The sequence below is a fragment of the Lentzea rhizosphaerae genome, assembly GCF_042649515.1.
GTDB classification, from domain to species: domain Bacteria; phylum Actinomycetota; class Actinomycetes; order Mycobacteriales; family Pseudonocardiaceae; genus Lentzea; species Lentzea aerocolonigenes.
In genome coordinates this window covers 122,135-145,278 of sequence record NZ_JBHRZI010000030.1, presented here as the reverse complement: position 1 = coordinate 145,278, position 23,144 = coordinate 122,135, and the positions used below count along the sequence as shown (strand labels likewise).

22 protein-coding genes are annotated in these 23,144 nt (G+C 69.4%); 10 read left to right on the top strand and 12 right to left on the bottom strand.

The annotated features are described in order from the left end of the window. Positions 1-80: 80 nt before the first annotated feature. The 3 genes from ACFOWZ_RS34840 to ACFOWZ_RS34830 all read right to left on the bottom strand — a co-directional run bounded on the left by ACFOWZ_RS34840 (position 81) and on the right by ACFOWZ_RS34830 (position 5,505). Positions 81-1,514 (bottom strand): S8 family serine peptidase, encoded by a 1,434-nt coding sequence (locus ACFOWZ_RS34840; RefSeq protein WP_382378203.1) that lies wholly within the window; start codon positions 1,512-1,514, stop codon positions 81-83. A gap of 191 nt (positions 1,515-1,705) precedes the next feature. Further along, positions 1,706-4,516: an aconitate hydratase gene (locus tag ACFOWZ_RS34835; protein ID WP_382378202.1), complete on the bottom strand. Its 2,811-nt coding sequence runs from the start codon at positions 4,514-4,516 to the stop codon at positions 1,706-1,708. A 131-nt stretch (positions 4,517-4,647) separates the two neighbouring features. Continuing rightward, entirely contained in the window at positions 4,648-5,505 is an 858-nt protein-coding gene (locus ACFOWZ_RS34830; protein WP_382378201.1) for an AraC family transcriptional regulator, read from the bottom strand. A 96-nt stretch (positions 5,506-5,601) separates the two neighbouring features. Here ACFOWZ_RS34830 and ACFOWZ_RS34825 point away from each other — a divergent pair, with 96 nt between their 5' ends. Beyond that, on the top strand, positions 5,602-6,252 hold the full coding sequence (locus tag ACFOWZ_RS34825; RefSeq protein WP_382378200.1) for an alpha/beta fold hydrolase: 651 nt from the start codon (positions 5,602-5,604) through the stop codon (positions 6,250-6,252). A 51-nt stretch (positions 6,253-6,303) separates the two neighbouring features. Here ACFOWZ_RS34825 and ACFOWZ_RS34820 read toward each other — a convergent pair whose 3' ends face one another. The 4 genes from ACFOWZ_RS34820 to ACFOWZ_RS34805 all read right to left on the bottom strand — a co-directional run bounded on the left by ACFOWZ_RS34820 (position 6,304) and on the right by ACFOWZ_RS34805 (position 8,557). Next, positions 6,304-6,732, bottom strand: coding sequence for a hypothetical protein (locus tag ACFOWZ_RS34820; protein ID WP_382378199.1), 429 nt, complete (start codon positions 6,730-6,732; stop codon positions 6,304-6,306). Between the two features lie 13 nt (positions 6,733-6,745). Next, positions 6,746-7,117, bottom strand: a complete 372-nt coding sequence (locus tag ACFOWZ_RS34815; protein ID WP_382378198.1) for a roadblock/LC7 domain-containing protein — start codon at positions 7,115-7,117, stop codon at positions 6,746-6,748. Then, complete coding sequence (locus ACFOWZ_RS34810) at positions 7,114-8,004, bottom strand: hypothetical protein (RefSeq protein WP_382378197.1); 891 nt, start codon at positions 8,002-8,004, stop codon at positions 7,114-7,116. Before ACFOWZ_RS34810 ends, ACFOWZ_RS34815 begins: the two co-directional genes overlap by 4 nt. Positions 8,005-8,143: 139 nt before the next feature. After that, on the bottom strand, positions 8,144-8,557 hold the full coding sequence (locus ACFOWZ_RS34805; protein ID WP_382378196.1) for a hypothetical protein: 414 nt from the start codon (positions 8,555-8,557) through the stop codon (positions 8,144-8,146). Here ACFOWZ_RS34805 and ACFOWZ_RS34800 point away from each other — a divergent pair. Genes ACFOWZ_RS34800 through ACFOWZ_RS34790 form a run of 3 tightly spaced genes read left to right on the top strand, consistent with a single transcriptional unit; the run spans position 8,556 to position 12,699 of the window. After that, positions 8,556-9,287 (top strand): ATP-binding cassette domain-containing protein, encoded by a 732-nt coding sequence (locus ACFOWZ_RS34800; protein WP_382378195.1) that lies wholly within the window; start codon positions 8,556-8,558, stop codon positions 9,285-9,287. The genes ACFOWZ_RS34805 and ACFOWZ_RS34800 overlap by 2 nt on opposite strands. Further along, the gene (locus ACFOWZ_RS34795; RefSeq protein ID WP_382378194.1) at positions 9,284-9,916 is read left to right on the top strand and encodes a hypothetical protein; all 633 of its coding nucleotides are present in this window, start codon (positions 9,284-9,286) and stop codon (positions 9,914-9,916) included. Before ACFOWZ_RS34800 ends, ACFOWZ_RS34795 begins: the two co-directional genes overlap by 4 nt. Beyond that, positions 9,916-12,699, top strand: a complete 2,784-nt coding sequence (locus ACFOWZ_RS34790; protein WP_382378193.1) for a BTAD domain-containing putative transcriptional regulator — start codon at positions 9,916-9,918, stop codon at positions 12,697-12,699. The genes ACFOWZ_RS34795 and ACFOWZ_RS34790 overlap by 1 nt, the downstream gene beginning before the upstream one ends. Here ACFOWZ_RS34790 and ACFOWZ_RS34785 read toward each other — a convergent pair. The 3 genes from ACFOWZ_RS34785 to ACFOWZ_RS34775 form a co-directional block, all read right to left on the bottom strand. Further along, positions 12,619-13,923 carry an FAD-dependent monooxygenase gene (locus ACFOWZ_RS34785; protein WP_382378192.1) on the bottom strand — a complete coding sequence of 435 codons (1,305 nt, stop codon included), beginning with the start codon at positions 13,921-13,923 and terminating at the stop codon, positions 12,619-12,621. The two genes, ACFOWZ_RS34790 and ACFOWZ_RS34785, sit on opposite strands and share 81 nt — an antisense overlap. An 84-nt stretch (positions 13,924-14,007) precedes the next feature. Further along, the gene (locus ACFOWZ_RS34780; protein WP_382378191.1) at positions 14,008-15,507 is read right to left on the bottom strand and encodes a flagellar basal body protein FliL; all 1,500 of its coding nucleotides are present in this window, start codon (positions 15,505-15,507) and stop codon (positions 14,008-14,010) included. Continuing rightward, positions 15,504-15,956, bottom strand: a complete 453-nt coding sequence (locus ACFOWZ_RS34775; RefSeq protein WP_382378190.1) for a hypothetical protein — start codon at positions 15,954-15,956, stop codon at positions 15,504-15,506. Before ACFOWZ_RS34775 ends, ACFOWZ_RS34780 begins: the two co-directional genes overlap by 4 nt. A gap of 17 nt (positions 15,957-15,973) precedes the next feature. On the opposite strand from ACFOWZ_RS34775, the gene ACFOWZ_RS34770 reads away from it, so the two are divergent. The 4 genes from ACFOWZ_RS34770 to ACFOWZ_RS34755 all read left to right on the top strand — a co-directional run bounded on the left by ACFOWZ_RS34770 (position 15,974) and on the right by ACFOWZ_RS34755 (position 20,705). Beyond that, positions 15,974-16,783, top strand: a complete 810-nt coding sequence (locus tag ACFOWZ_RS34770; RefSeq protein ID WP_382378189.1) for an SIR2 family NAD-dependent protein deacylase — start codon at positions 15,974-15,976, stop codon at positions 16,781-16,783. 9 nt (positions 16,784-16,792) lie between these two features. Further along, on the top strand, positions 16,793-18,307 hold the full coding sequence (locus tag ACFOWZ_RS34765) for a class I adenylate-forming enzyme family protein (protein ID WP_382378188.1): 1,515 nt from the start codon (positions 16,793-16,795) through the stop codon (positions 18,305-18,307). A gap of 145 nt (positions 18,308-18,452) precedes the next feature. Then, positions 18,453-19,751 (top strand): NlpC/P60 family protein, encoded by a 1,299-nt coding sequence (locus ACFOWZ_RS34760; RefSeq protein ID WP_382378187.1) that lies wholly within the window; start codon positions 18,453-18,455, stop codon positions 19,749-19,751. An 81-nt stretch (positions 19,752-19,832) separates the two neighbouring features. Continuing rightward, the gene (locus ACFOWZ_RS34755; protein WP_382378186.1) at positions 19,833-20,705 is read left to right on the top strand and encodes a hypothetical protein; all 873 of its coding nucleotides are present in this window, start codon (positions 19,833-19,835) and stop codon (positions 20,703-20,705) included. Here the strand turns inward: ACFOWZ_RS34755 and ACFOWZ_RS34750 are convergent. After that, positions 20,702-21,178, bottom strand: coding sequence for a GNAT family N-acetyltransferase (locus ACFOWZ_RS34750; RefSeq protein WP_382378185.1), 477 nt, complete (start codon positions 21,176-21,178; stop codon positions 20,702-20,704). The two genes, ACFOWZ_RS34755 and ACFOWZ_RS34750, sit on opposite strands and share 4 nt — an antisense overlap. A 75-nt stretch (positions 21,179-21,253) precedes the next feature. On the opposite strand from ACFOWZ_RS34750, the gene ACFOWZ_RS34745 reads away from it, so the two are divergent. Both ACFOWZ_RS34745 and ACFOWZ_RS34740 read left to right on the top strand, forming a co-directional pair. Then, the gene (locus ACFOWZ_RS34745; protein ID WP_382378184.1) at positions 21,254-21,811 is read left to right on the top strand and encodes a TetR/AcrR family transcriptional regulator; all 558 of its coding nucleotides are present in this window, start codon (positions 21,254-21,256) and stop codon (positions 21,809-21,811) included. 9 nt (positions 21,812-21,820) lie between these two features. Further along, entirely contained in the window at positions 21,821-22,462 is a 642-nt protein-coding gene (locus ACFOWZ_RS34740; RefSeq protein WP_382378183.1) for an epimerase, read from the top strand. Between the two features lie 91 nt (positions 22,463-22,553). On the opposite strand, the gene ACFOWZ_RS34735 is transcribed toward ACFOWZ_RS34740, so the two are convergent. Further along, entirely contained in the window at positions 22,554-23,111 is a 558-nt protein-coding gene (locus ACFOWZ_RS34735; RefSeq protein WP_030471439.1) for an isochorismatase family protein, read from the bottom strand. Positions 23,112-23,144: the final 33 nt, after the last annotated feature.

Sequence of the window (23,144 nt, the reverse complement as noted above, 5' to 3'; positions counted from 1 at the left end):
TAGCTGTTACCGGTGGTTCGGGTCCGGACATCACGGCGGCGAATGGGGCCGCCCACCCGCAGGTGAGCGGCCCCTCGTCGTCAGCTCACGGCCTTGAGGGCGTCGATCTCACCCGAGCCGTAGAAGCTGTTGTGCGCCGTTCCGCCCTGGCACGTCTGCGGCTCCCCGCTGTTCTGCGGGAAGGCCGCGTAGATCGACGTGTCGGGGCACGGGAGCGGGTTGGTCGCCTGCTGGAGCTTGGCCGCCGCGCCCGCGCTGCCCTGCTGGCTCAGCAGCAGCGCGGCGACACCGGCCACGTGCGGCCCGGCCATCGACGTGCCCTGCAGGTAGCAGTACTTCGCGCCGTTCTCGACCACCTGCCGCGTGCACGGCCGGTAGCTCGGGTACGTCGACAGCACACGGCCGTTCGGGGCGGCCGGGGTGAGCTGCAGGAGCGCGTCGCCACCCGGTGCGGCCACGTCGGCCGTCGAGATGCCGTAGCTCGAGTAGTACGACTTGAACCGCTTGTTGCCCGTCGCCGTCACGCCGACGACGCCGGGGACCTCGACCGGGACGACCGCGCACGCGTTGGTGATCTCCCGCTCCTGCTCGCTGCCGGGCGGGAAGTCGGGGCTGATCACGTCGACGCGCGGGTGCGAGAGGTCCGTGCTGTCGTTGCCTTCAGAGGACACCACGAGCACGCCCTTGGACTGCGCGTACCGGATCGCCCTGCGCTCGGCCTTCCAGATCGCGCGCTGGTCGGCGTCGTTGCGGCAGTTGAAGAGCCACGGGTCGGCGAAGTAGCTGTTGTTGGTGACGTTGATGCCGTGCGCGGCGGACCACATGAACGCGCAGACGACCATCTCCGGGAAGAAGTAGCCGTCGTCGTTGCTCGTCTTCACGCCCGCGAGACGCACGTTCGGCGCCACGCCGACGATGCCGGTGCCGTTCGCGGCGGCGGCGATGGTCCCGGCCGTGTGGGTGCCGTGGCCGTTCTGGTCGTTGCCGGGCAGCAGCGGTGCCGGTGCGCCGCTCGAGCAGTCCGCGCTGCGTGACGCGTCGTAGTTCGGCGCGAGGTCGGGGTGGGTGAAGTCGAGGCCGGTGTCGAGCGTGGCGACGACGACCTGCTTGCTGCCGGGCGTGACCTGGTGCGCCTGCGGCACGTTGATCTGCTGCATGTCCCACTGCAGGCCGGACAGCGAGTCGCCCCACGTGGCGTCGGCCGACACGTCCTCGGTGCCGTCGGCCTGAGCGGGTGCGACCTGCACGCCGAGGCCCGACGTCGCGGCGACGCCCTCGACGTTGCCGTTCTGCTTCAACGCGGAGGCGAACCCGCCGCTCGACGACCGTGCGATCACGACGCCGATCTGGCTGTAGTTCGCGACCACGGTGCCGCCGGCGCTCGCGATGGTGTTCGCGGCGTTCGACGACGAGGCGCCCTCGCGGTAGAGGACGACGTAGGTGGACTCCGTCGCGGCACCGGCCTGGATCGCCGGGGCGACACACAGAGCCGCCCCGAGACCGGCGGCGGCCATCAGTGCTCGTGGACGATTCAACAAATGTCTCACCGCTTCCCGTAGTAAGGGTGTTCGCAGGGACATCTGCGCAGGTCAGAAAATTGTTACATCACATGCGATGAGCATTCACGCGACTACCGAAAGGGTAATTCTGTGAATGTGAAAAGGCCGCCCACTGTGAGTGGACGGCCTTTTCTTAATCGAACTGACTAGCTGCGGACCATCTTGCGCAGCACGTACTGCATGATGCCGCCGTTGCGGTAGTAGTCGGCCTCACCGGGCGTGTCGATGCGGACGACCGCGTCGAACTCGACCTTGGCGCCGTCGGCCTTCGTGGCGGTCACGTGCACCGTCGACGGCGTGGTGCCGTTGTTCAGCTCGGTGACGCCGGAGAAGTCGAACGTCTCGGTGCCGTCGAGACCCAGCGACGCGGCGTTGTCGCCCGCCGGGAACTGCAGCGGCAGCACGCCCATGCCGATCAGGTTCGAGCGGTGGATGCGCTCGTAGGACTCGGCGATGACGGCGCGGACGCCGAGCAGCGAGGTGCCCTTGGCGGCCCAGTCGCGTGACGAGCCGGAGCCGTACTCCTTGCCCGCGAGCACGACCAGCGGAACGCCGGCCTCCGCGTACGCGACCGACGCGTCGTAGATCGTCGTCTGCGGGGCGTCGGCTTCCAGGAAGTTGCGGGTGAAGCCGCCCTGGACGTCGTCGAGCAGCAGGTTGCGCAGGCGGATGTTCGCGAACGTGCCGCGGATCATCACCTCGTGGTTGCCGCGGCGGGAGCCGTAGGAGTTGAAGTCCTTGCGCTCCACGCCGTGCTCGGTCAGGTACTTGCCTGCTGGCGAGTCGGCCTTGATCGAACCGGCGGGGGAGATGTGGTCCGTGGTGACCGAGTCACCGAGCAGCGCGAGGACGCGGGCACCCGAGATGTCGGTGACCGGCTTCGGCTCCATCTCCATGCCCTCGAAGTACGGGGGCTTGCGGACGTAGGTCGACTCGGTGTCCCACTCGAACGTGTTGCCGGTCGGCGTGGGCAGCGACTGCCAGCGCTCGTCGCCGGAGAACACGTTGGTGTAGCCCTTGGTGAAGCCCTCCGCGGAGATCGAGGAGGAGATGACCTCGGCGATCTCGGCCGGCGACGGCCAGATCTCGGAGAGGTACACCGGCTTGCCCTCGGTGTCGGTGCCGAGCGGCTCGGTGGTGATGTCCTTGTCCATCGAACCGGCCAGCGCGTACGCCACGACGAGCGGCGGCGACGCGAGGTAGTTCATCTTGATGTCCGGGTTGATCCGGCCCTCGAAGTTGCGGTTGCCGGACAGCACCGAGACGACCGCGAGGTCGCCTTCCTGCACGCCCGCCGAGATCTCTTCCTGCAGCGGGCCCGAGTTGCCGATGCAGGTGGTGCAGCCGTAGCCGACGAGGTGGAAGCCGAGCTTCTCCAGGTACGGCATGAGGCCGGCGCGCTCGTAGTAGTCCATGACGACCTTCGAGCCCGGCGCCAGGGTCGTCTTGACCCACGGCTTGCGCTCGAGACCGCGCTCGACGGCCTTCTTCGCGAGCAGGGCCGCGCCGAGCATCACGGACGGGTTCGAGGTGTTGGTGCACGACGTGATCGCGGCGATCGCGACGGCGCCGTGGTCCAGCTCGAACTCGTTGCCGTCGACGGTGACCTTGACCGGGTTCGAGACGCGGCCGGTGGCACCTTCGGCGGCGGACTGGAACACCTTCGGCGTGCCGGAGCCGTTGCCGCCCTCGTGGATGGCGACCGGGTCGCTGGCCGGGAACGTCTCGTCGACAGCCTCGTCCACACCGGACAGCGCCGCGGTGTCGGTGTGCGCGACGTAGGCGCCCAGGGCCTGGCGGAACGCCTCCTTGGCGGAGGTCAGCTCGATGCGGTCCTGCGGGCGCTTCGGGCCGGCGATGGACGGGACGACCGTCGCCAGGTCCAGCTCCAGCGTCTCGGAGTAGACGGCCTCGCGGGACGGGTCGTGCCAGAGGCCCTGCTCCTTGGCGTACGCCTCGACGAGCGCGATCTGCTCCTCGGTGCGGCCGGTCAGGCGCAGGTAGTCGATGGTCTCGCCGTCGATCGGGAAGATGCCGACCGTGGAGCCGAACTCCGGCGACATGTTGCCGATGGTGGCGCGGTTCGCGAGCGGCACGGCGCCGACGCCCTCGCCGTAGAACTCGACGAACTTGCCGACGACGCCCTGCTTGCGCAGCATCTCGGTGATCGTGAGCACGAGGTCGGTGGCGGTGGCGCCCGCGGGCAGCTCACCGGAGAGCTTGAAGCCCACGACGCGCGGGATCAGCATGGAGACCGGCTGGCCGAGCATCGCGGCCTCGGCCTCGATGCCGCCGACGCCCCAGCCCAGCACGCCGATGCCGTTGACCATCGTGGTGTGCGAGTCGGTGCCGACCAGGGTGTCCGGGTACGCCTGGCCGTTGCGGACCATGACGACGCGAGCGAGGTGCTCGATGTTGACCTGGTGCACGATGCCGGTGCCGGGCGGGACGACCTTGAACTCGTCGAACGCGGTCTGCCCCCAGCGCAGGAACTGGTAACGCTCCTTGTTGCGCTGGTACTCCAGGTCGACGTTCAGCTCGAACGCGTCCGGGCGGCCGAAGATGTCGGCGATGACCGAGTGGTCGATCACGAGCTCGGCGGGAGCGAGCGGGTTCACCTTCTCGGCGTCGCCGCCCAGCTGCGTGACGGCCTCGCGCATGGTGGCGAGGTCGACGACGCACGGCACACCGGTGAAGTCCTGCATCACGACGCGGGCGGGCGTGAACTGGATCTCGGTGTTCGGCTCGGCGGCCGGGTCCCAGTTGGCGAGAGCGCGCACGTGGTCGGCGGTGATGTTCGCGCCGTCCTCGGTCCGCAGCAGGTTCTCCAGCAGGATCTTCAGGCTGAACGGAAGACGCTCGGCGCCCTCCACGGCGCTCAGCCGGAACACCTCGTACGAGGCGTCGCCGACGTTGAGCGTGCCGCGGGCGCCGAAGCTGTCCAGGCTGTTAGTCACGTGCAACTCCATCTGGTGACAGCGCAGTGGTCAGTTCGGGGTACGGGGAGAGTCTTCCTCAACCGGTCGACCACTGCCCCTCGACCCCAAACAGTACGCTTGTCCTGTAAGCCGGTTCAACCAAGGTTGCCCTAAGTCACGCGGTACTCGCCCGGAGAGCGTCCCGTGAACCTCTTGAACGCGGCGCTGAACGCGCTCTCCGTGCCGTACCCGACGTTCGACGCGATCGTGGCGACGGTGTCGGTGGTCTCGCGGAGCGCGCGCGAAGCCGTCTGCATGCGCAGGCGCAGCAGGTAGTCGAGTGGTGTCGTGCCCACGATCTCCTTGAACCGCAGGAAGAACGTCGACCGCGACATCGCGGCGACCGACGCCAGTTCGCTGACCGTCCACGGGTGCTTCACGTTGCCGTGCAACGCCTTGAGCGCCGGTCCGAGCTGCGGGTGCAGCGACGCGCTCAACGCGTGGTCCCGCAGGACCTGGAGCAGCAGCACCTGGGTGAGCCGGTCGAGGATCATCCTGCCGCCGCCCTCGATCTCGCGGGAGATGAGTTCGATGGTCGCCTGGGCCGTGCCGCTCTCGGCGCCGCGCACGTGGATGACCGGCGGCAGGACGGCGAGGACCTGGTCCGCTTCCGGGCCTGCGGTGAACCCCGCGCCGAGCAACGTCGTGTCGTGGCCTTCGCCGATCGTCCCGAGCTCGCGAGGCGTGCCGTCGGGGTGCTCGTACACCGGGGCCGCGAACACCGACGGCGTGTCCGGGTCGCTGGCGATGCGGTAGGGCCGCCGCCCGGCGATGACGTAGCAGTCGCCTTCTCCGGCCCAGAAGCTCTCGTCCCCGACGACCACGTGCACCCGGCCGCGCAGGACGACCTCGACCCGCAGGTTGAGCCGCCCGACGAAGTGCAGCGCCCATCGTCCGCCCGCGTGCAGGGGCGTCGCGACGGCGCACTCGACGCTGAGCGCCGACAGCACGTGCTCCAGCGGGTTCACGTTCGGACTCTCTCGACAGGACGGCGGACTCTCGACGATGTCGCGGGTGATCTTGCCTGGTTAGCGTACGTGCACACCGATGAAGAGGAGATCTTGATGGACCGGGGGAACCTGTTGCTCGTGCACGGCGCCTGGCACGGCTCGTGGTGCTGGGAGCGCCTCGTGCCCGAGCTGACGTCGCGGGGCTGGACCACGTCGGCGATCGACCTGCCGAGCACGTCGGGCTCGCCGGCGAACGGCCTGCGCGAGGACGCCGAGGCCGTGCGGGAGGCGTTGCGGGCGTTGGACGGACCGGTGACCGTGCTGGCCCACTCCTACGCCGGAGTGCCGGTGGGTGAGGCCGCGGGATCCGCGGACCGGCTCATCTACCTGGCCGCGCACCTGCTGGAGCCGGGGGAGTCGGTCGTGTCGGTGCTCGGCAAGCCGTGGTACGAGCCGGGCGCGAAGATGCTGGACGTGCCGCCGCCGGCGCTGCTCTACGGCGACGTGCCGGACGAGCTGACCTCGTGGGCGGTCGACCGGTTGCGGCCGCAGAGCGCGCGGGTGTTCGAGGAACCGGTGACCGCGGCGGCCTGGAAGACCGTGCCGACCACGTCGATCGTGTGCACGGACGACATCGCGTTCCCGGCGGTGTTCACCGAACGGCTCAAGGCGGCCGACGTGCGGTACCTGCCCGGTTCGCACTCGCCGTTCCTGTCGCGGCCGCGCGAGCTCGCCGAGCTGATCTGCGACATCGCCCAGGGGTAGCCCGGCCGGGGCCGGAGGAGTGCGCCGGGCTACCCGCGCAGGGCGGCGAGGCTACGCGCCGCCGTGTTCCTTGACGACGCGGCGGGCCGCGGCGAAGAGCATGCCGATGTTCACCGACTTCGGACAGACGACGACGGCGACCACGTCCTGGTTGTGGTTGCTGCGGATGAACAGGTGCGTGAGGTTGCTGCTGTTGACCAGGACCTCCTGGAAGTAGTGCTCGGCGCTCGCGATGCCGCGCCGCTCCTTGAAGACGTCTTCGATCATGGTCACCGTGCGGCCCTGGAAGAGGTCCAGCGTCGCGCCGGCGAGCAGGTCGAGGACCTCGGACGGGTGGCTCTCGGTCGTCTCGAACGACAGCAGCATGCCCGTGGCCATGTCGACGACGCCGGCGGCCACGCAGCCGGGCACCTCCTGCCGCAGGTACCGGACCATCGCGACCATCTGGTCGGACATGCTGCTCATCTTGGGCTTGGTCATTTCACACTTCTTTTCAGGCGGCGGAGAGGATGGAATTGATGCGTTCGATCGCGGGCTGCGACTCCTGGTGGAGCCGGGACACGTTGAGACCTTCGTCGCCGAGCACGACCATCAATGCCAGGGAACCGACCGCGTACACGGCCATGCATCCGCCGCTGTTGTAGACGACGGTTTGCCGGAATGCTCCCTGGCGGGCCACCTCGCTGGTTCTTCGCGCAATTCCGAGATCTGCTGCGGCCAGTGCGGAGATGACTTCGGTGTCGAGTTTCTCGGACATGTCCGCCATGATCAGGATGCCGTCGTTGGCGGCTATCAGCGTGTCCGTTATCCCGGTGACCCGTTCGCGCAGACCGTGCAGTTCGGCGGCCAGCACGTCGTGATTCACAGCTTCTTCCTCTCAGGTTGTTTGAACAGTTTCGGCAACAGTTGGCGCCGCAACGACCGGGGCAGCGGAACGTCGTCGCCGTCATCGCCCTCCGGTGGCTCCGGAAGCGGGTTCTCCGCGGGTGGCATCTGGGTGGGTGGCATCTGCGTGGGTGGTCTCCGTGTGGGTGGCTTCCGGGGGCGTAGCGGCACCAGGGGCTGTGCCGCCGTGGCGATGACCGAAGTGCCGGCCACCACGGTCATCAGGCCGTCGGTCACCATCCGGCAGGCCTCGATCGTCACCGGGTAGACGCTGCGGCCTGCCGCGAACGCGATGTCCCTGGTCGTGCGCCTGCCGGTGGCGTGCGCGAGGATCTCCTCGCGCACTGGGGCGAGATCGTGCAGGTCAGCGCCTGGAACGGGGGCGACGCGGTCGCGGTGCGGTGAGAGCGAACACGGCAGCGCGAGCAGCGACGTGATCCGGCGCGACGTCTCCTGCAGCAGTCGGACCGGGTCGATCGCGACGCTCATCGCGACCGCCGTGTCGAGCGTCTGCGGGGTGAACACGCAGTCCTCGACTTCTCCGGCGACGACGGTGAACGCGGCGTCGTGCGTGGCCATCATCGCCACGACGTGCAGTTCGGTCTCGCCGATGGTGCCGCGCGTACCTGTGGTCAGCGCGGCGGTCCACTCGGATTCGCTCAAACGTCCTGTGCGCAACAACAAGGCGTCCGGACCGGGTGAGCCCGGGCTTTCCACGCAGATGACCCCGCCATCGCGCAGGTGAATTCTTCCGCCGGGATTGCCCAGGACGTGCAACGTGCCTGTGGCGCGTGCCGCATCTCGTCCGGTCAACGCGCCCGCGAGCAGGTCGAAGGAGAATTGCGTACCGCTTTTCAGGGGTGTCACCCGCATTTCGTCGAACTGGGCTTGAGACAACTCATCTTTGTCGCTCGGGTGACGGTTTGTCGCCACGGTTCACTCGATCGTGTGAAAGGTGGGGCAACTGTATTCATTGGGAATGCATGTAATGCGACGGAGAGTTTCTTCAGGCGAACATGAGAATGATTCCGAAGGTACCCAGCATCAGCAGTTTCGCGCATTCGAGCACGATGTAGGCGAGGTGCGCGCGTGACCGGGGAGGTGTCACTCCGTCGATGATGAGCTGCGCCCTGGCCTCGAGCCGCGGACGCAGCACCGCCACCTGAACGGCGAGGGTCACGGCCAGTGCGACGAGCAGAACGGTGGCGGCGAGCGGGCGGGGAGCCAGGGAGAACGTGACGGCGGTGGCCGTCGCGAGCACGATCTCCGAGGCGTTCAGGGCGCGGAACACGAGCCGCCCGATGCCCAGGCCCAGCGGCAGCGTGATGCCGGGTGCGCGGAACTTCAGCGGTGCCTCGAGGGAGATCGCCAGGACCATGCCGAGCCAGATGCACGCCAAAGCGAGCGGAAGCGGTGTCATGGATGGTTATCTTGGCGTGGTGCACCTCGATCAGGTTTCCAAGCGTTACGGGCGCGGCCCGTGGGTGCTGCGCGACCTCACGCTGGAGGTCTCCGGCCTGGTCGTGCTGACCGGCGCGAACGGCACCGGCAAGTCCACGCTGCTCAAGATCGCGGCCGGGATCCTGAAGCCCACGACCGGACGCGTGGTCCGGCCGGCGTCGGTCGGCTACGTGCCGGAACGGTTCCCCTCGGACGTCAAGATGTCCGCCTCGTCCTATCTTGCGCACATGGGCCGGATTCGCGGCGCCGCAGTCGGGGACGTGCTGGAACGACTGGGTTTCGCAGGCTCGATGACGGCGCCGATGTCGCAGCTGTCGAAGGGCAACGCGCAGAAGGTCGCGCTGGCGCAGGCGTTCCTGGCCGCCGACGTGCTGGTGCTCGACGAGCCGTGGACCGGTCTCGACCCGGAGGCGGCTCTCGAGCTGGTGTCGCTGTTGCAGGGGCGGACCGCGCTGGTGTCCGACCACGAGGGGCACCTCGCCGGTGCGACGCGCGTGGATCTGTCCGGTGGGCACGTGACGATCGAGCTCAGCCGCGTCGTGGGGCTGGATGCGTTGGAGGCGTTGGAAGGCGTGCGGTCGGTGTTGTCCCGCGGCTCTTCGGTGCAGGTGCTGGTGGCGCCGGAGCGGAGCGACCACGTGCTGGCGGAGGCGTTGCGGCTCGGGTGTTCGGTGCGGAGCGTGCGGTGATCTCCCTGGTGCGGTACCTCGCGGCTGATGTGTTTCGCGGGCAACGGTTCCTGGCGCCGTTGCTGGTGTTCCTCGGTGTGATGGGGATGCTGTTCTCGAGCGATGCCGGGCAGCCGCTGGAGGCGTACTCGGGTTCCGCGGCGTTGCTCTACCCCGTCACGGCCTGGATGGCCGTCGTGGTGGCGACGTCCGAGGACGTGGTGCGGCGTGAGATCACGGTGGTGTCGGCGGGCGGCTGGTCGCGGGTGCTGACGGCGGCGGCGCTGGTCGCGGTGGCGATCGCGCTGGCCATGGCGCTGGTGGCGGCGGTGTGGCCGGTGGTGACGAACCCGCACCCGTACACGGCCGGTCAGTTTTTTGTCGGACTCGGCGCGCATACTGTGTGTGCGTTGCTGGGTGTCGGCGTGGGACTGATGTTCGCGAGGCCTGTGTTCGACTCGATCGGGCGCACCGTGCTGGCGGTGTTCTCGGTGGTGGTGCTGACGTATCCGCTGGGGCGGGCGACTCCGCTCGGGTGGGTGCTGGACGCGCTGGGGCACAACCAGGTCTCGCTGTCGGTGCTGTGGGCCGGGGTGGTCGGCGTCGCGCTGGTGGCCGCCGCGGTCGTCGTGGGCGTGCGGCGAACCTGATGCGCGTCAACGTTCTCGGGCCGCTCCAGGTCGTCGCGGAGGGCGCTCCCGTCGAGGTGCGCGGGAAGCGGCTGCGGTGGTTGCTGATCAGGCTCGCGATGGAGCCCGGCCGGGTCGTGCCCGCGGACCGGCTGATCGCCGACCTGTGGCCGGACGAACCGCCCGTCGGCGGCGTCGCCGCGCTGCAGTCGCTGGTGTCGCGGCTGCGGCGGACGCTGGGAGCCGGCGCGGTGTCGTCGCACGCCCTGGGCTACCGCTTGGAGGCGTCGACCGACGTCGAGGAGTTCGCGCGCACCCGTGACGCGGCGTTGTGGCGCGGGGCGGCGTTCGAGGAGGCGCCGTTCGCCGTCGACGAGGCCGTGCGCCTGGCGTTGCTGCGCGACGACCTGGCCGGGCTGGAGGCGTTGGCGGCCGCACACCCGTTGCGGGAGGACGTGCAGGCCCGCCTGATGCTGGCCCTGCACGCGGCTGGCCGGCGTTCGGACGCGCTGGCGGTGTTCTCGCGAGTCCGCGACGCGCTGGCCGACGAGCTGGGCGTCGACCCCGGCGAGACGCTGGCCGCCGCACACCTCACGGTGCTGCGGGAACGCGTCTCCCGCGGGAACCTCCCGGCGCCGGTGGGGTCGTTCGTCGGTCGCGATGCCGACTTGGTGACGTTGGCCGAGTTGTTGCGGGACAACCGTTTGGTGACGCTGACCGGCTTCGGCGGCGTGGGCAAGACCCGCCTGGCGCTGACGCACGCGGCGTCGGTCCCGCAGGCGTGGTTCGCAGAACTGGACTCGGCCGCGGAACCGCTGGCGGCGTTGGACGCGGCGCTGGGCCCGAACCCGTTGGCCACACCGGTGTTCTCCCGGCTCGGGTCGTCACTGGTGGTGCTCGACAACTGCGAACACGTCGTGGACGCGGCCGCCGCACTGTGCGTCCGCTTGCTGGCCGAGGCGCCAGACGCACGCGTGCTGGCGACATCGCGCGAGCCCTTGGGAATTCCGGGCGAGGTGGTGCACCCGGTGGCACCGCTGGACCTCGACCACGCCGTGCGCCTGTTCGCGGCACGGGTGGGTTCGGCGCTGGACCGGGACGTGGTGCGCCGGGTGTGCGGCGCGCTGGACGGCATCCCACTGGCACTGGAACTGGCGGCCGCCCGAGCCCGCTCGCTGTCGGCCGCGCAGCTGGAGTCCCGTGTGGACAGCCGGCTGCGACTGCTGGACCGCGGCGCACGCACCGGACCGGCACGGCACCGGACGCTGCGGGCGGTGATCGACTGGAGCTGGGAGCTGCTGGACGACGCCGAGCGGTTGCTGCTGGCGCGGCTGGCGGTGTTCGTGGGTGGGGCGACGGCGGCGGCGGTGCACGAGGTGTGCGGGGCAGGCTCGCGCAGGGGTACCCCCGAGCCGGGAACCCCTGCATCTCAACGTACTCAGGACCACCGACAAGATCAGGACCTCTGGGAGACCGAGGATCTGCTGGCCGCCCTCGTCGAGAAGTCGTTGGTCGTACGTGCCGGTGAGCGCTACCGCCTCCTGGAGACCGTTCGCGAGTACGCCCTGGAGCAGCACCGGACCGACCCCGCCGAACACGCCGCCTACTACGTGGCACTCGCCGAGCAGAACGAGCCGCTGCTGCGCGGTCCCCGGCAGCTCGAAGCCCTCAAGGTGTTCGACGCGGAACGGTCCAACCTCGACGCCGCGCTGGCGTGGGCGGTCCGCCACGACCACGGGATCGCGCGGCGGATGATGGCCGCGCGGACGTGGCACTGGCTGGTGATGACCAAGCGGTTCGAGGAGATCCGCCGCTGGGCGCCTCTCGTACCGGACGACCCGTTGTCGGAGGTGCTGGTCTCGCTCGGCACGCCCGAGGCCGTCGTGGCGGCGGAGCGGTTGTGGCAGGAGGACCTGCCGACGGCCCTTTGCGCGTTGATGCTCACCAGCGGTCAGATCTGGGGTGAGGCCGAGCTCGGTGGGCGGCTCGAGGCGCTGGCTGACCGGCTGGCGCGGTCGGCCGACGAGTGGATGCGGGCGTTTTCGGTCCTCATCCGCGGGATCGTGGCCGGGGAGTTCAGCGAAGGGTCGGCGCCCCAGGCGGAGGTCGCGTATCGCGCGGCGCTGAAGGGTTTCCGGGCGGTGGGTGACCGGTGGGCCGTCGTGTTCGGGTTGTCCTGCCTGGTCATGGTTCTGGTGAACCGCGGGGCGTTCGCCGAGGCGTTCAAGGCCGTGTCCGAGGCCAGGCAGGTGGCGGCCGAGCTGGGGGAGCCGGAGAGCGTGCTGGTGCCGATGTCGGTGCTCATGCAGGCGGCGCGCATCAAGGTCAGGATCGGTGACCTCGCCGGGGCCCGTGCGGATCTGGAGCTCGTGCCGGCCTCATCGCTCGACCTCGATCAGGCACGGGTCGCGCTGGCCCACGGTGAGGTGGCGTACTTCAGCGGTGACTTCGAGCAGGCCGTGCGGCTCTACCGGCAGGCGCTCGACACCACGGACGAGCGGGCGAACCAGTTCCGGGCGACCGTCCACGCCGGACTCGGGCTGGCGCTCACCCGCCTCGGGCACCTGGGCCAGGCGGGGGAGGAACACCGGAAGGCACTCGACACCGTCAACAGGAGTGCGGACGGGCCGGCGCGGGCGATGGTGCTGGAGCAGTACGCGGACTGGCTGCTCGCCCAGGGCGACCCCCGCGGTGCGGAGGAGGCCCTGGACGAGGCGGAACGGTTACGCGGCGGTGCGAGCAGCGACCCGGCGGTGGTGCAGCTGCGTGACCGGGTTCGCGCCGAAGTAGGCGTCGATCGCTGACCGGCCGATCGCGGCGACGTAGCCGTCCGGGCGGACCAGCACCGGGCCGTCGGGGAAGTCCAGCGTCACGAAGTCGGGGCCGCACAACAGGTCGAAGACGCGGCCCTGGTCGGTGATCCCGTCGGGCACGCGGTCACCCACCTGCAGGCCGGGGCCGTCCTCGGTCCGGTAGGAGAGCGAGAGCTGGAGCGTCTCGTCGCCGCGCCGCTCGAACGGGTTGCCGGACATCATGATCGCGGTCGTCATGCCGAGCAGCCACTGCGCGACGGGCTTGCGCTCGGACTCGTAGGTGTCGAGCAGCGTCTCCATCGCGAGCTTCCAGCCGAGGTTGTAGGCGTCCTGGATGCCGGTGTTCATGCCCTGCGCGCCGGCGGGGGCGTGCACGTGCGCCGCGTCGCCGGCGAGGAACACCCGGCCGACGCGGAACCTGTCGACCATGCGGATGTTGGTGCGGTACAACGACATCCACGTCGCGTCCTGCACCACCACGTCGTCCAGGCCGGTGCGGTCGCGGACGATCTGGCGGTACAGCTCGAGCGACGGTTCGCCGTCACCGGTCGCCTGGAACTGGAAGAGGTCCGTGCCGGGCAACGGACACAGGGCGAGCCACTGGTCGACGCCGCCGCCCCAGCTGTGCCAGTGGTCGCGGTCGAGGCCGGACACGCGGACGTCGCCGACGAGCATCCGCTGGTCCTCCCGCGTCTCTCCGACGAACTGCACGCCGAGATGCTTGCGCACGAACGACTTCCCGCCGTCGCACCCGACGAGGTACTTGGCGCGCACGGTCTCCGAGCCGATTACCGCCGTCACGCCGTCGTCGTCCTGGGAGAACGACGACAGCGGCGTGCCGTACTCGACGGTGCCGGAAGGCAACGCGTCGCGCAGGATCTGCTCGACCCGGAACTGCGGGATGAGCATCGTGCTCGCGTAAGGGCGTTCGGTCGTCGGGTGCCGTCCTTCGTGGACGTCCCACTCCCGCAGCACCTCGCGGCCGTTGTAGGTGCGCATCGTCATGTGGAAGCGGCCGGACTCCAGGACCGGCTCGATGACGCCCAGGTCGTGGAAGACCTCCATGCTGCGCGGCTGCAGGCCCTTGCCGCGCGAGCCGGCGAACGGCGCGGGCGAGGCGTCGACGATCCGGAACCCGACACCGCGGCGCGAGAGGTCGAGGGCCAGGGTGAGGCCGGTCGGGCCGGCGCCGATGATCAGAACCTGAGTTTCCATGGCGCCCACAGTCGGCCCAGGAACTGCCACGGCCCTGTCACCGCGCTGTTGCGGGTGACAGGGCCGAAGTTGACCTGCGGAAACTTACTTCTTGAGCAGCTCGATCAGCGCGTCGACGTCCTTGGGCTCGAAGCCGCGGAACAGCGTCAGCGCCAGCTCGTAGTACGAGCGGACCGGGCTCACGTACCACTTGCCGTCGACCTTGGTCGTGACGACACCGACACCGGTCTTCATGACCGACCCGGCCACGCGGCCGATGATCTCGAGGGCCTCGGACGGGACCTTCTTGCCGCCCTGCTGCTGCAGCAGCTGCGTGATGTCGTCCGCGCACAGCTTCTGCGTGCCCTCGCGAGGGATGTCTGCCGAGTAGCAGTCACCCTCGCGCGTGATCGTGACCGTCTCGCCCTCGGCGGTGATCGACAGCTTCTTGACCGTGACCTGCTTGCCGCCGGTGACGTCCTTGACGTCGGTCTCCAGCGCGTTCAGCTTGGCACCGGTCGGCTTCTGCGTGCCGGCCTGCTCCAGCAGCAGCGGGCCGAGGTCCTGCAGCACACCGGCCTCGTCCGGCGGCAGCAGCGAGACGACCTTCTTCAGGTCGGCGTCCAGCGCGGCGTTGACCAGCTGCTTCGCGGCGTCCTCCGGCGAGCCCGCGCCCTGCGGCGCGAAGCCCTGCTGCGGCCACTTCAGCTTCTCGTCCTCGAGAACGGCGTTGGCGATCGTGTAGAACGCGCTCGGGTACCACTTGTCGCCGACCTTGATCGACGCGATGCCGATCGGCTGGCCGCGCTTCTGCACCTCGGCGGTGATGTCCCAGGTCTCGGACTTCGACGTGGTCAGGCTGACCTTGTCGCCGAGCGCGTCGACGAGCTTGTCGGTGAGCGGGATCTTCGAGACGTCCGAGGTGATCGTGATCTTGCCCTCGGTCAGCTTGTTGATCGTGAGGTGGTCGTTGATCTTCTCGGCCTTGGCCTCGTCGAACTTGATGTTCTCGCTCTTGAACTCGACGCCGGTCAGCTTGTTCGGGTCGGCGTCGGGCTTGAGGATCTCGAGACGCTTCATCTCCTTCGTCATCGAGTCCATGTAGTCCTTCGACAGCGCGGCCTCCGCCGGTGCCAGCGAGGCCATGATGCCGACGACGTCACCGCTGCCGAGCTGCTCGATGAGGTTCTTCGCCGCGATGGCCGGGGTGTCCTGCCCCGCGTTCGCCGCCGGGTCGGACTTCTTCAGCGCGAAGAACGTGACACCGCCACCGATCAGCAGCAGCACGGCGACAACGGCCGTGATGACCAGGCCGGTGCGCTTCTTCTTCGGCGGCTCGCCGCCCATCGGTGCGTAGCCGTACGGCTGCTGCTCGAAGCCCTGCTGCGGAAATCCCTGCTGCGGAAATCCCTGCGGGCCCGTCTGCGGGTAGCCCTGCTGCGGGAAACCCTGCGGCCCGGTCTGCGGGTAGCCGCCCTGCTGCGGGTAACCACCCGGCTGCTGCTGGTAGCCACCCTGCTGCGGATAGCCGCCCTGCTGGGGCTGTTGCCCGTACGGGTTGTTCTGCGGCTGCCACTGGCCGCCGCCACCACCTGGGTAGCTCACGGTTTCCCTCCTGGAGTTCTCACTGCGCTGCGCCTGGTAGAGGTGAGCACCGTGATCGCCCCCACGATCGTCAGCACGGCACCGGCAAGGGTGACGGCTGGTCCGGCGATGCTGATTCCGACCAACGCGCCCTTGCTGTCCCCTTGGACTGTGGCCAACAGGGCCACGGTTCCACTGATCGTGCCAAAGAGAAGGCCGACGCACGCGGCAAACCGTCGAAATCGGACCACGTGCAGCGCCACCGCGATCATGGCGAGGGGCGTGAGACCCACCCAGACCCCCGTGACGACGCTGCCCGCCACCCCGTCCAACCCGGCGAGACTACGCAGCGAAAGCACCTCGTAACTGTCCCTCGTGGTCGATCCGGATTTCAGCCACGGCAAGAAGGTTCCGGCGATGGAAGTGATCAAGCCCACTGCCGCGATGGCGGCTCCCACAGCGCTGCGCACCGCACTAGTGTGAACCGGTGGCTTCTCAGGCGTGCGCAGCGGCACGGGCGCTGGTCGCGTCCGCGCACCGGATCACGGTGCTGACGGGCGCCGGAGTCTCCACGGACTCGGGCATCCCGGACTTCCGCGGCCCGGAGGGGCTGTGGACGCGTGACGCGGACGCCGGACGTGCCGCCTCCCTCGACGCCTACCTGGCCGATCCCGAGCTCCGCCGCCTGTCCTGGCGGACGAAGCTCGACAGTCCCGTGTGGACGGCCAGGCCCAACGCCGCGCACAAGGCGCTGGTGGAGCTCGAACGGTCCGGGCGGCTGCGCACCGTCGTCACCCAGAACATCGACGGCCTGCACCAGAAAGCCGGTTCCGACCCGCACCGGGTGCTGGAGCTGCACGGCACGTTGCACGCGACCGTGTGCCTGGGATGCGGTGCCACGGGCCCGATGCGGGAGGCGCTCAAGCGCGTCGCCGAGGGCGAGCCGGAACCGCAATGCCTGCGCTGCGGGGGAATCCTCAAGTCGGCCACCATCTCGTTCGGACAGGAGCTCGACGGCGAGGTGCTGCGCCGCGCCCGGCTCGCGGCACTCGACTGCGACGTGCTGCTGGTGGCGGGGACGTCGCTCTCCGTGCAACCCGCCGCGGGTCTCGTGTCGCTGGCCGCTCGCGCCGGAGCCCAGGTCATCATCTGCAACGACGAGCCGACGCCGTACGACTCCGTGGCGGCCGTCGTCCTGCACGAACCGGTCGGCGAGGTGCTGCCCGACCTCAGCTCCGTTCCTCCATCCGGGGGAGGCAGGTTCTCGTCCTGGGGAGATCCGAGCACCTGGTCGTAGTGTCGTTTCATGCGCGTACCGCTGATCACCACCGACTTCCTGGACCGGGCGTCGTTCGCGTTCTCGGCGACGACCGCGACCATCGACGAACCCGACCAGCCGGCGAAACCGGTCGAGACGACGACGTATGCGGAGATGGCGACCCGTGTGCGCGCGTGGCAGGCCGGGCTCGACGCACTCGGCATCGGCGAGGGCGAGCGGATCGCCGTCGTCAGCCACAACTCGGCGCGGCTGCTGGAACTGCTGCACGCGGTGCCCGGCAGCGGGCGGATCTGCGTGCCGGTGAACTTCCGCCTGCGACCTGACGAGGTGAAGTACATCGTCGAGCACAGCGGTGCGTCGGCGTTGTTCGTCGACCCCGAGCTGTCCCTGGACGACGTCACCGCGCGGCACCGGTTCACGCTGGGCGAGGAGTCTGAGTCACTGCTTCGGTTCGACGTGGAGCCACGGCCGTGGAGCGATCCCTCGGAGGACGCGACGGCGACCATCAACTACACGTCCGGCACCACCGCACGGCCCAAGGGCGTGCAACTAACACACCGCAACATCTGGCTGAACGCGGTCACGTTCGCCATGCACACACGCGCGTGGGAAGGCGACGTGTACATGCACGTCCTGCCGATGTTCCACTGCAACGGCTGGGGCATGCCGTTCGGGCTGGCCGGGCTGGGCGTACCGCAGGTGGTGCTGCGCAAGGTCGACGGCGCCGAGATCCTGCGCCGTGTGCGCGACCACGGCGTCACGCTGATGTGCGGTGCACCGGCCGTGTGGAACGCCGTGCTGGACGCCGCTCAGTCGTGGGAAGGCGAGATCCCCGGCCGTGACCGCGTACGGATCGTGTGCGCTGGTGCGCCGCCGCCCTCACGCACGATCCAACGCGTGACCGAGGAGCTCGGCTGGGAGTTCCTGCAGATCTACGGCCTGACCGAGACGGCACCACTGCTGACCTTCAACCGCGCCCAGCCGGGGCCCGTCGGTGAGGAGAAGGCGAAGAAGCAGTCGCGGGCCGGCGCACCGGCGTTGGGCGCGCAGCTGAAGATCTCCGACACCGGCGAGGTGCTCGCGCGCTCGAACGTGGTCATGGAGGGCTACTGGGAGAACCCGGAGGCGACCTCCGACGCCATCGAGGACGGCTGGTTCCACACCGGCGACGGCGGCCACTTCGACGACGAGGGCTACCTGACGATCTCCGACCGCAAGAAGGACGTGATCATCACCGGCGGCGAGAACGTCTCGTCCATCGAGGTCGAGGACTGCCTGTTCTCGCACCCGGCCGTCGCCGAGGTCGCGGTCATCGGCGTGCCGGACGAGAAGTGGGGTGAAACGATCAAGGCGCTGGTCGTGCGCACCGAGGAGGTCTCGGAGACCGAGCTGATCGCCCACTGCAAGGAGCGGCTCGCCGGGTACAAGGCGCCGACGTCGATCGAGTTCCGCGACTCGATCCCGCGCACCGCGACGGGCAAGATCCAGAAGTTCAAGCTCCGCGAACGGTACTGGGCTGGGCGAGAGCGCGGCGTCAACTAGGCCGGACCGGCGACACGCCGGACCTCCGATCGTCCCAATAGGACCGCATGGCGTGTTCCACTGTGACACGTGTGGCTGACGGTGTGCTAGTTCCGGATGCGCCGAATGGGTCTGATTGGTCTAATGCGGTCGGAGGTGATGTCCGGTGTTGACACGACTCTCCGCCGTGGTGGTGCTGATGACGGCCGTCCTCACGGGGACGGCCGCCGCCGTGCCGCCGCCTCCGCCGAACCCGAGTGACGCGGAGATCTCGGCGTCGCGGGCAGAGGCAGACGCGAAGGCGGCCCGCGTGGGCGAGCTGACCGGGCGGCTCACGCAGGCCGAGTCGCGCCTGCAGGAGCTGCTCGACGACGTCTCGTACAAACGCGAGCTCGCCAACAAGGCGCGGGTGGACCTGGAGACCGCGATCTCCGAGGCCGAGGCCGCGCGCCGTGAGGCCACTTCCGCCCGTGTGCAGGCCGACGCGGCGTCGGCCGCCGTCGAGCAGAGTCGTCGTGAGCTGGACGAGTTCGCGGCGGCCTCCTACGCACAGGGCAGCACCGTCGGTTCCTTCTCCGCGTACATCGGCGCGAAGTCGCCGGAGGACCTGCTCGCCCGCGCCCAGATGCTGGAGGCGGTGTCGGCGGCCAGTCTGAACCGCCTCGACCAGGTGACCCGCGACCAGGGCACCGCCGCGAACCTCGACGCCGCGGCCCGTGCGGCGCTGCAGAAGGCCGAGTCGAAGCAGGCCGCCGCCGACGAGGCGAAGAAGGTCGCGGACCAGGCGCAGCAGGTGGCCGTGGACGCGCACTCGGCGCAGGCGGCGGCGACCGCGGAGCTGCAGTCCAACAAGGACGCTGTCGAACGCGAGCTCGCCTCGGCGCGCGGAGAAGTCAGCGGCCTGGAAGCGCAACGCCGTCAGTACGACACGTGGGTCGAGGCGAAGAAGCGCGAGGACGAGGAGAACGCCCGTCGTGCCGCGGCGGCTCAGGCAGCGGCGGCCCAGGCGCCGGCGCCCCAGCGTCCCGTCGCGGCGGCTCCGTCCGGCAACCGCGTGCAGACCGTGATCAACCGTGCGTTGTCGCAACGCGGCGTCATCTACGCGTGGGGTGGCGGCAACTACAACGGCCCGACGTACGGCGTGCGCGACGGTGGCGTGGCCGACTCGTTCGGTGACTACCGCAAGATCGGCTTCGACTGCTCCGGCCTGATGATGTACGCCTTCGCGGGCGTCGGCGTGTACCTGCCGCACTACAGCGGCTATCAGTACAACTCGGGCCGCAAGGTGCCGCTCTCGCAGATGGCGCCGGGCGACATGATCTTCTGGGGCCCCGGTGGCGGCACGCACGTGGCGTTGTACCTGGGCGGCGGAATGATGGTGGAGGCGCCGCATTCCGGTGCGGTGGTGCGGATCTCGCCCGTGCGGTACGGCGGCATCATGCCGTATGTGACTCGCATGCTGTGATCCCGTCGTGCATGATGTCGCTCCGCAAGATCTTTGACATGGGGGAACATCGTGCGCGTAGTTGCGTTATGCGCTGCGGTCGTGACGGTCCTGGCGGCCGCCGTGCCCGCCCAGGCGCAGACCGGATGCGTCTGGAGACCGACCGACCTGCCGCTCCCGGCGAACGCGATCAGCGGATCGCTGAGCGCCGCGAGCCCGGACGGCCGGTACTTCGCCGGGCAGGCCGAAGAGGGCACGCTGTTGCTGTGGCACGACCGGCAGCTGACTGAGCTGGCGGGCACGGAGGGCAGCTGGCGGGCGTTCGGCGTCAACGGCAGCGGGCACGTCATCGCGAACGACGACGCCGGCGCCTTTGTCCACCGCGACGGCACGAAGCAGTACCTGCCGGTGCCGGCGGGCCGCAGCGCGGTCGTGGCCGACATCAACGAGGCCGGCGACGTCCTCGGGTACCTCGACGGAGGAAGCCCGACGATCGTGTGGAAGGGCTCCGGCACGTACGAGCTCATCGCGACCGCGAACCCGGTGGGGCTCGACGACGAGGGCCGCATCGCGTTCCGGAGCGGGGTGATCCGGTCGGCCGACGGCACGTCCGTGCAGATCGCCGGCCATCCCGCCGTGCGGATCGAGAAGTTCCAGGGCGGCCGGGTGATCGGCCGCGTCGACCGCGACTTCACCTCGCTGCGGGAGTGGAGCCTCACGGGCGCGGTGGTGCGCGACTACCGGATCTCGCCGAGCAGCCCGGTCGGCATCAACCGCGACGGTCTGCTCGCCAGCGGCTACTTCAAGTCCGGCACGGGCAACGCGTACGGGGCGTGGCAGGGCAGCACGTTCCTCGGTGACGTCGGGCCCGACCTGCGCGTCATGGCCGTGACGGACAGCGGTCTGCTGGCGGGGTACCGGCAGTGGCGGGCGGAGGACGACTTCTGGGGTCCGTCCACCTGGGCGTGTTCCTAGAGGTCGCGGGCCCAGAGCTGACCGATCACGTCGTGGCCGAAGCTGTGCTGCGGTGTCTCCTCGGTCAGCTCGAACCCGTGCGCCTCGTAGATCTTCCTGGCTGACGTGAGGCCGTCGACCGTCCACAGCACCATGCGTTGGTAGCCAACGGCTTTGGCGAACTCGATGCAGGTGTCGACGAGCTTGCGGCCCGCGCCGTGGCCACGGGCGTCGGGGTGCACGAGCAGCACGCGCAGCTTTGCGGTCGTGTCGTCTTCTTTGACGCACAACACGCATCCGACGCGTTCGCCGTCGAGCTCGGCGATCCAGGCTGCCTCCCTGGTGGCGTCGTGGTCGGTCGCGTAGTCGCCGATGATCTTGGCGACCAGTGCCTCGAAGGAGGTGTCCCAGCCGAACTCGGTGGCGTAGAGCTCGCCGTGCGCCTGGACGACCCAGCCGAGGTCGCCGGGTCGGTCGAGGGGGCGGATCAGCACGGCTCCTCCAACTGACACGAGTGTTTCAGTGCGGCAATACTGACACGACTGTTTCAGTGATGCCAAGATGGGGCCATGCCGTCCGCACGGGAGACCGAACTGCTCGAGGCCGCCTACCGCTATGCGCTCAGCCACGGCCTGGCCGACGTGTCGCTGCGGCCGCTGGCGGCGGCGATCGGGTCGAGCACGCGGGTGTTGCTCTACCTGTTCGGGAGCAAGGACGGGCTGGTCAGAGCCCTGTTGGCGCGGGCTCGGGAGGACGAGCTGGCGCTGCTCGCCGACCTCGGCACCGGGCCCGGTGTCGTGGCGAGGCTGTGGGAGTGGTTGTCGGCGCCGGCGCATCGGCCGTTGCTGACGTTGTGGCTGGAGGCTTACGCCCGCTCTCTCGTGGAGCCTGAGGGGCCGTGGGCGGGGTTCGCGCGCGCGACCGTGGAGGACTGGTTGGAGGTGCTGCGCGCTGCACAACCCGCGGATGTGCGCGATACGGCTGATGGGCTGGCCTTGCGCACACGGGAACTCGCGCTGTTGCGGGGTGCGTTGCTCGATCTGCTTGCGACGGGTGACGGTGACCGCGTCACTGCGGCACTGCGCGTCGCCGGCGGCTCGTCTGCTCAGTGCGATGAGGTCCACTAGTTTTGTGGCGTGAAGATCGTGGTGTTCGGCGCCTCCGGGATGGTGGGTCAGGGCGCGCTGCGTGAGTGTCTGCTCGACCCCGCGGTCGGCTCCGTGGTGACGGTGGGGCGTTCTCCGCTGGCGGTGGACGATCCGAAGCTGCGGCACGTCGTGCACACGGACTTCGGCGACCTGTCCCCGATCGCGGACGAACTGGCCGATGCCGATGCGTGCTTCTACTGCATGGGGCTGACGTCGGCGGGTCTGACCGAGGCCGAGTACACGCCCGTGACGCACGACTACGCGCTTGAGGCGGCGCGTGTTGTTGGTGGCACGTATGTGTACGTGTCGGGTGAGGGTGCGAACGCTGACGGCCGCGCGATGTGGGCTCGGGTGAAGGGGCGCACGGAGAACGAGCTGCTGGCGCTGGAACGGCGGGTGTTCGTCGTGCGGCCGGGGTTCATCCAGCCGCGGCACGGGATCACGTCGCGGACCCGGATCTACCGGTACGTCTACACGTGGACGTGGTGGCTGCTGCCGGTGTTGCGGCGGCTCGCGCCGAAGTACGTGACCACCACCGAGCACCTGGGCCGCGCCGTGGTGGCGCTGGCCAAGGGTGCTCAGACGGAACGGGTGCTGCGCAGCGACGAGATCAACCGGCTGGCGGGCTGACGCCTGGCGAGCGCGCCGGCGAGAGTTCACCGCCGCTGTCGCGTTCTCATCCGGTTCGGATGGGGAGAAACCTCCCGGGCCGGCCATCTGCTCACGCGGGCTTGAACGCGTCCTCCGTCTTCACCACCCCCGCCGTGCGGCCGGGTGCGGTGTGGTTCTCCCAGTACAGGTTCGTGTGCGCGATGACCTTGTCCGGGGTGGGCGCGCCGTACTCCGACAGGTCCTCGGTGGTGTGCGCGTCGCTGACCAGCAGGGCGTCGTAGCCGCGCACCAGGGCGCCGTGCAGGGTCGAGCGGATGCACTCGTCGGTCTGCGCGCCGGAGACCACGAGGCTGCCGATGCCCTTGCCCGCCAGCACTTCCTCCAGGTCGGTGGCCTCGAAGGAGTCGGCGTACGTCTTGTGCACCACCGGTTCGCCGTCGGCGACCTTCAGCTCGGACACGAACTGCCAGCCGTCGGACTCCTTCGGCATGTGTTCGGCGTTGCTGTGCTGCACCCACACCACGTCGACGCCGGCCGCGCGGGCCTTGTCGACGAGGGTGGCGACGTTGGCGACGACTTCGTCGCGGTTGTGGGCGTGGTTGACCACGCCGTTCTGCACGTCGATCACGAGCAATGCGGTGTTGGGGCGGTTCGCCAGAGTCGTCACGCGGGTCACACTATGCCGGGGGTCTGACAATTT